The organism is Veronia pacifica (assembly GCF_001707825.1).
Lineage (GTDB): Bacteria > Pseudomonadota > Gammaproteobacteria > Enterobacterales > Vibrionaceae > Veronia > Veronia pacifica.
Genome location: NZ_LYBM01000018.1, coordinates 82,701 through 95,230, shown reverse-complemented (window position 1 = coordinate 95,230; position 12,530 = coordinate 82,701). Strand labels below are relative to the sequence as shown.

Sequence of the window (12,530 nt, the reverse complement as noted above, 5' to 3'; positions counted from 1 at the left end):
TCCAATAGGAGCCGTTTTAGTGTCTGCTTAGCCACTTTTAACGTAGCTATCAGTTCGGCAAATTATGCCTGACCTTTCACTTCTTTCAGACCGTTGTAAGGTGCTTTTTCACCCAGAGCTTCTTCGATACGGATCAGCTGGTTGTACTTAGCAACACGGTCAGAACGGCTCATAGAACCTGTTTTGATTTGGCCTGCAGCAGTACCAACAGCCAGGTCAGCGATAGTCGCATCTTCAGTTTCACCTGAACGGTGAGAGATAACAGCTGTGTAGCCAGCATCTTTCGCCATTTTGATTGCAGCCAGAGTTTCAGTCAGAGAACCAATCTGGTTGAATTTGATCAGGATAGAGTTAGCAACACCTTTCTCGATGCCTTCAGCAAGGATCTTGGTGTTAGTTACGAACAGGTCATCACCTACCAGTTGAAGCTTGTCGCCCAGCAGTTCAGTCTGGTGCTTGAAGCCAGCCCAGTCAGACTCGTCCAGACCGTCTTCAATAGAAACGATTGGGAATTGGTTAGCCAGCTCAGCCAGGTAGTGGTTAAACTCTTCAGAAGTGAAGGTTTTACCTTCGCCTTTCATGTTGTAGATACCAGCGTCTTTGTCGAAGAACTCAGAGGCTGCACAGTCCATTGCCAGTGTAACGTCTTTACCCAGCTCGTAACCCGCAGCTGCAACAGCTTCTGCGATAACTTCCAGCGCTTCAGCGTTAGACTTAAGGTTAGGTGCGAAACCACCTTCGTCACCAACTGCAGTGCTGTAGCCTTTAGACTTAAGTACTTTAGCCAGGTTATGGAATACTTCAGCACCAGTACGCAGAGCTTCTTTCAGCGTCTTAGCGCCCACTGGCTGGATCATGAACTCTTGGATATCAACGTTGTTATCTGCGTGCTCACCACCGTTGATGATGTTCATCATTGGCAGAGGCATAGAGAACTGGCCCGCAGTGCCGTTCAGTTCAGCGATATGCTCGTACAAAGGCATGCCTTTAGCAGCTGCAGCTGCTTTAGCGTTAGCCAGTGAAACCGCAAGAATAGCGTTAGCACCGAAGTTAGATTTGTTTTCAGTACCGTCAAGGTCGATCATTACTGCGTCGATTGCAGCTTGATCTTTCGCGTCTTTACCAACCAGAGCTTCAGCGATTGGGCCGTTTACAGCTTCAACAGCTTTAAGGACACCTTTGCCCAGGAAACGTGCTTTGTCGCCGTCACGCAGTTCAAGCGCTTCGCGAGAACCAGTAGATGCGCCAGATGGAGCTGCCGCCATACCTACGAAACCACCTTCCAGGTGAACTTCCGCTTCTACAGTTGGGTTACCGCGAGAATCAATGATTTCACGACCCAGAACTTTAACGATCTTAGACATTGTGTTTCCTCTTATATGTCATTTAGCTTCAAAAAAACAAAGCGGCTGCAAGCTTAGCCTGCAACCGCTCTTTAATCCCTTATTTCAATTCGCCGCGCTGATTTTTCCCTGCTGCCGCGACAAAGCCCTCAAACAGAGGGTGGCCGTCACGAGGCGTTGAAGTAAACTCAGGGTGGAACTGACACGCCACAAACCACGGGTGGGCTGGGTTTTCGATAATTTCGACCAGCTTCTTGTCAGCTGACAGGCCAGATACCACCAGACCCGCCTCTTCAAGCTGAGGACGTAACACGTTATTCACTTCATAGCGATGGCGGTGACGCTCATGAATCGTCGCGTTACCATATAATTCACGTGCTTTGGTGCCCTCAGCAAGGTGACACAGTTGCGCACCCAGACGCATCGTGCCGCCCAAATCAGATTTTTCAGTACGTTGCTCAACCTGTCCTTCGCCATCAACCCACTCAGTGATCAGGCCGACAACCGGAAATTCAGAGCCCTTATCAAACTCAGTCGAGTTCGCGTTTTCCATACCTGCAACGTTACGCGCGTATTCGATCAGCGCAACCTGCATACCCAGACAAATACCAAGATAAGGCACCTTGTTCTCACGGGCATATTTCGCAGCCAGGATCTTACCCTCAACACCACGGTCACCAAAGCCACCCGGTACGAGAATCGCATCAAGACCTTGCAGGGCTTCGTCACCCTTCGTCTCAACATCCTGAGAATCGACATATTTGATGTTAACCGTCAGGCGCTTTTTGAGTCCGCCATGCTTCAGTGCTTCATTCACTGACTTATAGGCATCAGGCAGCTCAATGTACTTACCGACCATACCAATGGTGACTTCACCAGTTGGGTTAGCTTCTTCATAGATGACCTGCTCCCACTCAGACAGGTCAGCTTCAGGGGCTGTGATGCCAAAACGCTTACAAATGAGGTCATCAAGTCCCTGAGAACGGATCAACGATGGGATCTTATAGATAGAATCTACATCCTTCATCGAAATAACTGCTTTTTCAGAGACGTTACAGAACAGCGCAATCTTGGCGCGTTCATTTGCCGGGATCACACGATCGCTACGGCAAACCAGAACGTCTGGCTGAATACCGATAGACAACAGCTCTTTTACTGAGTGTTGAGTTGGCTTGGTTTTTACTTCGCCAGCGGCGGCAAGATAAGGAACCAGTGTCAGGTGCATAAACATCGCGTGTTCGCGACCCAGCTCTACGGCCAGCTGACGGATAGCTTCAAGGAATGGCAGAGACTCAATATCACCGACTGTACCACCGATCTCAACAATGGCTACGTCATGCCCTTCGCCACCAGCAAGCACACGCTCTTTGATTGAGTTTGTGATGTGAGGAATAACCTGAATCGTCGCACCAAGGTAGTCGCCACGACGTTCTTTGCGAAGGACGTCAGCATAGACACGGCCAGAGGTGAAGTTGTTACGCTTACTCATTTTGGTACGAATAAAGCGCTCATAGTGACCAAGGTCAAGGTCTGTTTCTGCACCGTCTTCCGTTACGAATACTTCACCATGTTGAATCGGGCTCATCGTACCCGGATCGACATTGATGTAAGGGTCAAGTTTCATCATGGTTACTTTCAAACCACGTGCTTCTAAAATCGCTGCCAATGATGCTGCAGCAATACCCTTACCTAGGGAGGATACAACACCGCCCGTAACAAAAATGTAATTCGTTGTCATGCTAAACCTGAGAGTTGGATTAGGGGAAAATTTTTGGAAATCTGGACGGGAAGCCATGATACCAGAGCCTGAATTTTCCCACAACGTGAAAACTATCACATCAAGGTTTCTTTTTTTTTATCTCAAATCAAGATGATGATTTTTTTTGTTATTTTAATTCCTCACGCTTAACGGCTTGCCATATGGCCTCTAATTCATCCAACTGACTTTGTTGAATATTTTTGCCTTCATCACTCAATTTTTTTTCAACTGATCGAAACCGACGCTCAAACTTGCTGTTTGCCTGCTTCAATGCCATTTCAGGGTTGGTGCCTAAATGCCTTGCCAGATTCACCACAGCAAACAGTAAATCTCCCACTTCCTCATCAACCCGAGCCTGATTGACATCTGTCATCAGAGCTTCTTCCATGACTTCGCTAAGCTCCTCGTTCACTTTATCAACCACTGGGCCCAGTGTATCCCAGTCAAAACCGACCCGTGCACACCGCTTCTGAATTTTATTCGCACGGCTAAGTGCAGGCTGCGCCTGAGGTATATCATCAAGAATACTCGGCGCTTGCTGTGACAAGGTCTTTTCGGCACGCTCCTTCGCTTTAATCCCTTCCCAATCAGCAGGGACCAAGGGGTTTCCCAATTCATCTTTTTCACCAAAAACATGTGGGTGACGACGGATAAGTTTGTCGCAGATTGCCTGTGCAACGTCCTCAAAGTCGAATAATTGCTGCTCTTTGCCCATCTGGCTGTAGAACACAATCTGGAATAGCAAATCGCCCAGTTCGTCTTTTACCTGGCCCCACTCTTTGTGCTCGATAGCATCAATCACCTCATAGGTTTCTTCGAGTGTGTAGGGGACAATGGAATCGAAGGTCTGCTTTTGATCCCATGGGCAGCCATTTTTGGGATCCCTCAGGGTTTCCATGATCCCGAGTAGTGTGTCAATGGCAGACGTTTTTTTCATTTTGTTGTCCTTACCGTGAAAAAAGGGGAAAGCATCGCTTTCCCCTTATAAAAATGACCATATGCAATGTGTTAGCGAAGGCGTTTCGCCTCTATCACATCTTTGACCTGTTCGAGACGGTTGATGACTCTGCCGAGCGTATCTAAATCGCTCAGTTCAAGATCAAAATCCATGATAGACATCTGTTTTCGATAATCAACGCGGCTATGCATTCCCGCCACCTTCACTTTCTCGTTAGACAGTGTGCTGGTCAGATCTTTCAGCAGTCCGTTGCGCTCTGTCGCCAGTACGCGAACGCCGATATTGTAGTTGCCGACAAAGCCACTTCCCCATACAGTATCAATAATTCGCTCAGGTGCGTGATGACTCAGCTCTATCAGCTGCTCGCAGCTGGCACGGTGAACCGAAATACCTCTCCCTTGAGTGACATAGCCGCATATTTCATCACCCGGCAGTGGACTACAGCATCTTGCAAGGTGGGTCATCAGGTTATCGACTCCCTCAACCACGACAGCGTCGCGATGGGTTTTCGTCTGGGTTGTCGTACGGGATTCAGCCTGCTCCAGCTTTTCGCGCAGCTGTCGATCTTCCTCTTCTTTGCTCGGCTTGTTGACCAACGCATTGATATGGTTGACGACCTGATTGATGCGAAGATCACCCGTCCCTACCCCGGCATACACCTCGTCCAGTGAATTGACATTGAAACGTTCAATCGCCAGCGCGGCATCTTTACTCTGAGCACCAATTTTCAATAGCTCGGCATCGAGCATGTCCTTACCCGCGGCAATATTTTTGTCTTTGTCCTGTTTGCGGAACCAGGCGTTAATTTTGGCGCGGGCGCGGCCGGAATTCACAAAGCCGTGACTTGGATTCAGCCAGTCGCGTGAAGGGTTAGGTTCTTTCTGAGTGATGATCTCGACCTGATCACCCATTTGCAAATTGTAAGTGAAAGGAACAATACGCCCTTCTACTTTTGCACCAATACAGCGGTGGCCAACTTCTGAATGGATATGGTAAGCAAAATCGAGCGGGGTGGCACCGATTGGAAGATCCACCACATCGCCTTTTGGCGTAAAAGCATACACCCTGTCATCAAAGACCTGACTACGGAGTTCATCCATCATCTCGCCAGTGTCGGACATCTCCTCCTGCCATGCGAGCAGTTTACGCAGCCAGGTGATCTTTTCATCGTAGCCACTTCGGCCTGCAGATGCACCTTCTTTATATTTCCAGTGTGCCGCGACCCCAAGCTCAGCATCATCATGCATTTGCTTGGTACGGATCTGAATCTCAATCGTTTTACCTTCAGGTCCCAGCACCACAGTGTGAATTGACTGATAGCCATTTGGCTTGGGGTTAGCCACATAGTCGTCAAATTCTTTTGGCAAGTGACGGTATTTGGTATGTACCATCCCCAACGCGGCGTAGCAGTCCTGCAGCTTGTCAGCAATGATCCTGATTGCGCGAACGTCAAAAAGCTCATCAAATGCGAGACTTTTTTTCTGCATCTTACGCCAGATACTGTAGATGTGTTTTGGCCGGCCATAAACCTGTGCATTGATCTGACCCGACTCCATCGCCTGTTGCAGGTCAGTCACGAAGTTATCGATGTACTGCTCACGATCAATGCGGCGCTCTGCCAGTTGGCGGGCGATTTGTTTGTAGGTACTGGCATGCTGGTAGCGAAATGCGTAATCTTCAATTTCCCATTTCAGCTGACCAATACCCAGTCTGTTGGCGAGCGGGGCGTAAATATTGGCACACTCTTTCGCCACTGACTGACGAATCTCATCTGGCTCGTCTTTCACCTCGCGAAGATGACAGATTCGCTCAGCAAGCTTGATCACCACGCAGCGAAAGTCGTCTACCATCGACAGTAACATACGGCGGACGTTATCGACCTGCCCTGCAGTAGCTCCCTCTTCTGTCGTTGCATTTAGGTGGCGGATCGCGGCCATTTCCTGAACGCCGCATACCAGTTTTGCGATGTCCGCCCTGCATTGCTCACCCAAGGTCTCTTTATCGATCAGACCTGCTTCCATCAGAGGAAAATATATCGCGGCAAGCAAGGTATCTTTGTCCATACTCAGGGTGATCAGGATCTCCACCATTTCGCGACCACGCCACAACGGCTTGTCTAACTCCTGATTGTCACCCAGTGTAAGACAATGGTTATAGGCATTGAGGATCGCGTCACGGGTTGCTGGCTCTTGCGCCAGCCGATCTGCCCAGGCAGTAAGCTCAAAATCTGTATCTTCGTTAAGGTGCGAGTCACGTATTGCGACCATTTCACTTTCCTGTAGTTATTCTATCCTTGCCCGGCGTTCCACCGCCGGGACTGACATCTTTATGATTTGACAAAAAGTGCCATTGACTCGAGATGTCCGGTATGGGGGAACATGTCCACCATTCCCAGTTGCGCCAGTATATACCCCTTGTTCAGCAATTGCTGACTATCTCGGGCTAATGTCGACGGGTTGCAGGAAACATAGACAATTTTCTCTGCACCAGATTGTGCCACAAAAGGCATGATTCCGGCAGCACCCGCACGGGCCGGATCCAAAAGGATTTTCTGGTAATGCCTATTTCCCCAGTCAGTTTTCTCTGCGCCTTCTTCCAGATTGGCATGATAAAAGCAGGCGTTGTCAATCTGGTTACGCTCAGCGTTTTCTGTCGCGCGTTGCACCATAAACTCAACCCCTTCGATGCCGACAACAGATGCAGCACGTCTGGCCAGAGGCAAGGAAAAGTTACCGAGCCCACAGAACAAATCCAGCACATGGTCAGTCTCTTTTACATCAAGCCAATCTATCGCCTGCGCAACCATTTTGTGGTTAATGTCAGGATTCACCTGAATAAAGTCAGTGGGCTCAAATTGCAATGAGAGTGCATCAACAGGGTAAGACGGTGCATCACCTTTAAGTCTGATCGGTGTCTGATCACCTTCATGCAGATAGAAAACCAGAGAATGACGATCGACAAAAGCGTTCAAGGCAGATTTGTCTGATGGATTGAGTGGTTTGACCGTTCTGACCAATAAGACAATGCCCTGTTCAGCTTCAACCAATTCTATATGACCGAGCACACGTCGGCCCTTGAGCGCGTCCAGACATTGGAAAAGTTCCGGTAAAAGCTGATTAATAGACGGCTTGAGTACTGCGCAATCACTGACAGCTACAATGGCATTGCTGTTACGCTGGCGAAACCCCATCAGCAGTTTGCCATCTTTATCAACCCTGACACTGAGGCGGGTTCGGCGTCGGTAGCCACTATCTGAAGACACTGAGGCTGGAGCCTGCTCTGTTGTGTCACCAGCAAATTTTGTCATCAATTGAGACAGCGTCTGACGTTTTGATTCAACCTGACTATCATATTTAAGGTGTTGCAGGTTACAACCACCACAATCTGAATAATGCGGACAGAAAGGGTCTACCCTCTCTTCTGCCGGATCGGTCACTTTGATAAGACGGGCCCGCGCGAACTGCCGTTTGTCCTCTGTCAGCTGAGCAACGACAGACTCTCCAGGCAAGGCACCAGCAATAAATACCGGCTTTTTATTGATAAAAGCGACACCATCGCCATGGTGATCAAGACGCTCAACTTTTAGAGCTTTGTGTTTAGTATCGAGAGTTTTCTTCTTCTGAGGATTAAAAAAACGCGCCATGGAGCTATCCAGATTGTGCGACCAGCCAGTGTGTCCAAAAACTGACTGCGACGATGAATTTATATTCCGGCTTAACAGTTGTGATAACCTACCGCTTCCAAGCCGGCGACTTGATATAGACTATTAGTGATTGTCTTGTCACCACGGTGATTGTCCCACAGAACAAAGAGCATGACCAAATACGGACTAAGAACCAGGGTACTAACCCTTACCATCGCCCCCACACTGATCATCGGCTTGTTGCTCAGTGCTTACTTCATTCACAATCGATATGAAGATCTTGAGCAGCAACTTACCGTCACTGGTGAGGCCATTATAGAACCACTCGCGATTGCCAGTGAAATCGGATTAACCAATGAAAGTAGGGAGAGTGTCAGACGCCTGATTGGCTTCACCCATAGACAAAACAGCCAGTATGTTCGGAGCATCGCGGTCTTCGATAAGCGCAACCAGCTGTTTGTCACGTCCAATTACCACCGCAATCTGGATCTGATGTCAGTGCCAGATGGCAGTCCGATGCCATCTCAACTGGAGATCTCGCGACAAAAAGATACGTTACTGCTGCGCACTCCGATCCGTGCTGTCGGTCGTTTCAGTGCCGGACTCGATAATGAGAGCCCTATGGGCTACATCAGTATGGAGATGGACTTAAGCGCTGTCCGTCTGGAGCAGTATCAGGAATTGATCTCCGCATCAGTGGTCATGGTGCTGGGCATGATTTTGTCCGGGATTTTTGCTTACCGCTTGCTGGCTGACGTCACTGAGCCCGTCTCTCAGATGGTCAGTATGATCGACCGTATCCGTCGGGGACATCTAGATGTGCGTATTGAGGGAACATTACACGGCGAGCTGGACACTTTGAAAAATGGTATCAACTCGATGGCGATATCGCTGTCAGAATACCACCTTGAAATGCAGCAGAGCATCGATCAGGCCACTTCTGATTTGCGTGAAACCCTTGAACAGCTTGAAATTCAGAACGTGGAACTGGATATCGCCAAAAAACATGCGCAGGAAGCAGCTCGGGTAAAATCTGAGTTTCTTGCCAACATGTCGCACGAATTGAGGACACCACTCAATGGTGTTATCGGTTTCACCCGTCAAATGCTCAAAACCCGACTCAGCACAGCGCAGCAGGACTACCTACAGACCATAGAAAAATCAGCGAATAACCTGCTGACAATCATTAATGACATCCTCGACTTCTCAAAACTGGAGGCCGGTAAACTGCTGCTGGAAAACATCCCGTTTGATTTTGAGGACAGTCTTGACGAAGTGATGAAGTTACTCGCCCCGATGGCTCATGAAAAAGGCCTGGAGCTGAACCTCAAACTGGACGCTGATATCCCACCGGGAATGATTGGTGACCCGCTGAGGCTACAGCAGGTGCTGACCAATCTGGTCGGTAATGCTATCAAATTTACTGAATCAGGCAATATCAAAGTTACCACTGAACTGAAAAGCTATAACAATGAATGTATTGAGGTCCTTTTCGAGGTTCAGGATACTGGTATCGGGATCTCCGAACGGCAGCAGGCCCAGTTATTTCAGGCCTTTCGACAGGCAGATGCCAGTATCAGCCGACGTTATGGCGGTACTGGTCTTGGTCTGGTGATCACCCAGAAACTGGTAAAACAGATGGGCGGCGAGATTGGATTCAGCAGCCGCCTGCATCAGGGGTCAACCTTTTGGTTCTCTGTGACTCTAATGCATACCGACCTACCATTAATTCAACCCGTTGATATGTCCGGCCTTGAGGATTACACACTACTGCTGGTTGAGCCAGATGAAGAAAGTAGAAAACTGATCACTCACCGCCTGCAACAAACCGGGCTGAAAGTGACCGCTCAAGAGACGCTGACGACGCCAGTTAGCCTGAATACTAACTACGATGCAGCCCTACTGAGTATCAGCGCCAGAAGCGTACCTGCGACCGAGAAACTGCTGCAAATGGCAATGGATGCAGAGGGACAGGCTAAGCAGGTTATTTTCTGCCTGCCAACCACTGAGCTGGCGGTATCCGAGCGCCTGATTCAGGCGGGAGTGACAGCCTGTTTTGCCAAACCTCTGCCCGTGCGTAAGCTGGCGGAAACGCTGCTTGGTGAATCAGACATGCTGGATGTCATACCTGAACTGCTGACCGTCAGTGAGCAAAAACTGCCGCTTACGGTAATGGCCGTTGATGACAACCCGGCTAACTTGAAGTTGATCTCTGCGTTGCTCAGTGAGCGAGTAGAGAATGTTGTCACTGCCGAGAACGGACTTAAAGCGGTTGAACAGGCCAATCTGCGCGCATTTGACATGATATTGATGGATATTCAGATGCCAGAAATGGACGGTGTCACCGCCAGTCAGGCAATCCGCAAATCAATGTTAAATCACCATACGCCCATCATTGCTGTCACTGCCCATGCCATGGCTGGCGAGAGAGAGCGGCTGATTAACGCAGGGATGGATGATTATCTCACCAAGCCTATTGAAGAGCCCGTACTTGAGCAGGTCTTAAATAGCTGGATTGGCAATGTTACAGACAGGCAAGCTCAGTTACCATTAACAGCCTCAGCAGCCCCAAAAGCGCCCTTGCTCAAAAACTTAAGTCTTGATTGGGATTTAGCCCTGCAGCAGGCAGCGGATAAAGAGGATTTGGCGGTGGAGTTGCTCCAAATGCTGGTGGAGTCTTTCGATACCGTTGAAGAAACAGTGAATCAGGCGATGACAGGTGCAGATATTGATCTCTGGCCGCCTATTCACAAGCTGCATGGCAGTTGCGCATACAGCGGTGTGCCAAGATTGAAGCAACTCTGTCATGACCTCGAGACTCAAATAAAACAGGGATCAACCATTGCCGATATCGAACCTGAGCTTCTTGAGTTGCTTGATGAGTTTGCTCATATCCGTGAGCAATCACGTCAATATATCCCCGCCTGACAGGGTTTAGAGACGTTAGACAAATAAAAAAGGGTGCCGTGTGGCACCCTTTTCTAATTCTGGCTGAATAACGACTATTCGCTGTCTAAAAGCACAGTGGCCACACAGTAAAGCTTCTCATCGGAAATAGAGACAAGACAACGACGAACGCCCAACTGCGCAGCGCGCTCTTTCGCTTTGCCAATCAGGGTAACCACAGGTTTCCCCAGTTCATCGTTACTGATATCAATATCCTGAAACGCGACACCGCAAGAAAAGCCTGTTCCCAGTGCTTTTGCCGCCGCCTCTTTGGCAGCAAAGCGCTTTGCCAGAAAACGAGACTGAAACTTACTTTCAGCAAAACGAAGATGCTCCTGAGAGGTCAGCACCCGATCGGCGAAAGCCTGCAGGTTTTTCATTTTCTCGAAGCGTGCAACCTCGACAATGTCAGTACCCAGACCAAGAATCGCCATTAGCCACGAGCCGCCATCATGATTGCTTTCATATCCGCAACAGCCTTTGGCAAACCATCAAACAACGCGCGACCAACAATGGCATGGCCGATATTCAGTTCGTAGATCTCCGGCAACGCTGCAATAGGAGCAACATTGTGATACGTTAAACCATGACCCGCATTGACCTTAATACCTATATCGTCTGCATAGCTTGCAGCCGCTGAGATTTTCTTCAATTCAGCCTGCATTTCTTCATCCGTGTCAGCATCAGCGTAATGACCCGTGTGAAGTTCGATATATGGCGCACCGCAGGTCTTTGCAGCGTCAATTTGCTCACGATCTGCATCAATGAACAGAGACACTTTAATACCTGCATCCGTCAGTTTTTCTGTTGCCGCTTTAACTTTATCTAACTGACCAACTACATCCAGACCACCTTCGGTCGTCAGTTCCTCACGCTTTTCCGGCACCAGGCAGACAAACTCAGGCTTCACGTCCAGTGCGATTGCAACCATCTCATCGGTCACTGCCATTTCCAGATTCATTCTGGTCTGAATCGTCTCCTTGAGGAGTCGGACATCACGGTCGACGATGTGGCGGCGGTCTTCTCTGAGGTGAACCGTAATACCGTCGGCTCCTGAACGCTCAGCAATTTCTGCCGCGTGAACAGGATCCGGATATTTGGTACCCCGGGCATTACGTACAGTGGCAACATGGTCAATATTCACGCCCAGATAAATGGTGTTCATTGCGTATTTTTCCTTGTCCTTAAAAGAAACAGCTCTCGGCTTTTTAGGGGTTTTGAGCCAAGATAAGGCTTTAGTGCCAAACGTGTAAAGCGTTTCGCGGCTCTGAGCTGGTCTGATGTCACAAACTTACGTTGTGCCATCGCCCTGAGCTCGTTGCCCAGAAATGTTTTATTGCTGGTTTTCATCAATGAAGCGACAAAGCCCATCTGCTCGCGAAACAGATAAGTCATCGTATCCTCAACAGGCTCACCGCTGCCGGCACAATGCAGAAAGTCAATGCCATACCCCATCGACTCTAGCAAAGACAACTCAAAACGTCGGAGTGCTGGCTCTGGGTTGTCCATTTGAGCAAGTTCGCTCAGTGCGGTGATGTAATCAAAGAAAACCTGATGATATGACGTCTCCCGCTCAATAACTCTACTCAACATCTCGTTGAGGTAAAAGCCTGAGTACAGAGCATTGCCTGTCAATGGCAAAGCCAATCCTATGGCTTCGGCGTGGCGCAGGGTATGCATCTCACCTTTACCGGACCACTTCATTAGCAGTGGGGTAAAGGGCTGAAGGGCGCCTTTGAGGGGTGAACGTTTACCACGGGCACCCTTAGCCATAAGGCTTACCCGCCCGTGGTTTTCGCTGAACACATCGAGGATCAGACTGGTTTCACTGTACGGCCGGGTGTGCAGAACAAAGCAGCGCTGCAATCCTTCCATCACTCT

The 12,530-nt window shown here is 49.1% G+C and carries 9 protein-coding genes; 1 reads left to right on the top strand and 8 read right to left on the bottom strand.

Features of this window, described 5'->3' with window-relative positions; translation table 11 throughout:
- Nucleotides 1-62 precede the first annotated feature (62 nt).
- The 5 genes from eno to rlmD form a co-directional block, all read right to left on the bottom strand.
- Nucleotides 63-1,364: a phosphopyruvate hydratase gene (eno, locus tag A8L45_RS11460; protein WP_068902344.1), complete on the bottom strand. Its 1,302-nt coding sequence runs from the start codon at nt 1,362-1,364 to the stop codon at nt 63-65.
- A gap of 79 nt (nt 1,365-1,443) precedes the next feature.
- A complete protein-coding gene (gene pyrG, locus A8L45_RS11455; RefSeq protein ID WP_068902342.1) occupies nt 1,444-3,081 on the bottom strand; it encodes a CTP synthase in 1,638 nt (545 codons plus the stop codon).
- A gap of 148 nt (nt 3,082-3,229) precedes the next feature.
- Nucleotides 3,230-4,039 (bottom strand): nucleoside triphosphate pyrophosphohydrolase, encoded by an 810-nt coding sequence (mazG, locus tag A8L45_RS11450; protein ID WP_068902340.1) that lies wholly within the window; start codon nt 4,037-4,039, stop codon nt 3,230-3,232.
- Between the two features lie 71 nt (nt 4,040-4,110).
- Complete coding sequence (gene relA / locus A8L45_RS11445; RefSeq protein WP_068902338.1) at nt 4,111-6,327, bottom strand: GTP diphosphokinase; 2,217 nt, start codon at nt 6,325-6,327, stop codon at nt 4,111-4,113.
- Between the two features lie 59 nt (nt 6,328-6,386).
- The gene (gene rlmD / locus A8L45_RS11440) at nt 6,387-7,703 is read right to left on the bottom strand and encodes a 23S rRNA (uracil(1939)-C(5))-methyltransferase RlmD (protein ID WP_068902336.1); all 1,317 of its coding nucleotides are present in this window, start codon (nt 7,701-7,703) and stop codon (nt 6,387-6,389) included.
- 171 nt (nt 7,704-7,874) lie between these two features.
- Here rlmD and barA point away from each other — a divergent pair, with 171 nt between their 5' ends.
- Nucleotides 7,875-10,631, top strand: a complete 2,757-nt coding sequence (gene barA, locus A8L45_RS11435) for a two-component sensor histidine kinase BarA (protein ID WP_068902334.1) — start codon at nt 7,875-7,877, stop codon at nt 10,629-10,631.
- 74 nt (nt 10,632-10,705) lie between these two features.
- Here the strand turns inward: barA and acpS are convergent, their stop codons facing one another.
- From acpS to recO, 3 genes are read right to left on the bottom strand one after another with little or no spacing between them, the layout of a single operon-like run.
- Nucleotides 10,706-11,083, bottom strand: a complete 378-nt coding sequence (acpS, locus tag A8L45_RS11430; RefSeq protein ID WP_068902332.1) for a holo-ACP synthase — start codon at nt 11,081-11,083, stop codon at nt 10,706-10,708.
- Nucleotides 11,083-11,814: a pyridoxine 5'-phosphate synthase gene (gene pdxJ / locus A8L45_RS11425; RefSeq protein WP_068902330.1), complete on the bottom strand. Its 732-nt coding sequence runs from the start codon at nt 11,812-11,814 to the stop codon at nt 11,083-11,085. Before pdxJ ends, acpS begins: the two co-directional genes overlap by 1 nt.
- On the bottom strand, nt 11,811-12,524 hold the full coding sequence (gene recO, locus A8L45_RS11420) for a DNA repair protein RecO (protein ID WP_068902328.1): 714 nt from the start codon (nt 12,522-12,524) through the stop codon (nt 11,811-11,813). The genes pdxJ and recO overlap by 4 nt, the downstream gene beginning before the upstream one ends.
- Nucleotides 12,525-12,530 lie beyond the last annotated feature (6 nt).

Coding starts and splice junctions, on each gene's coding strand:
- eno (WP_068902344.1), bottom strand. CDS start 1,364: ATGTCTAAGATCGTTAAAGTTCTGGGTCGTGAAATCATTGATTCTCGC.
- pyrG (WP_068902342.1), bottom strand. CDS start 3,081: ATGACAACGAATTACATTTTTGTTACGGGCGGTGTTGTATCCTCCCTA.
- mazG (WP_068902340.1), bottom strand. CDS start 4,039: ATGAAAAAAACGTCTGCCATTGACACACTACTCGGGATCATGGAAACC.
- relA (WP_068902338.1), bottom strand. CDS start 6,327: ATGGTCGCAATACGTGACTCGCACCTTAACGAAGATACAGATTTTGAG.
- rlmD (WP_068902336.1), bottom strand. CDS start 7,703: ATGGCGCGTTTTTTTAATCCTCAGAAGAAGAAAACTCTCGATACTAAA.
- barA (WP_068902334.1), top strand. CDS start 7,875: ATGACCAAATACGGACTAAGAACCAGGGTACTAACCCTTACCATCGCC.
- acpS (WP_068902332.1), bottom strand. CDS start 11,083: ATGGCGATTCTTGGTCTGGGTACTGACATTGTCGAGGTTGCACGCTTC.
- pdxJ (WP_068902330.1), bottom strand. CDS start 11,814: ATGAACACCATTTATCTGGGCGTGAATATTGACCATGTTGCCACTGTA.
- recO (WP_068902328.1), bottom strand. CDS start 12,524: ATGGAAGGATTGCAGCGCTGCTTTGTTCTGCACACCCGGCCGTACAGT.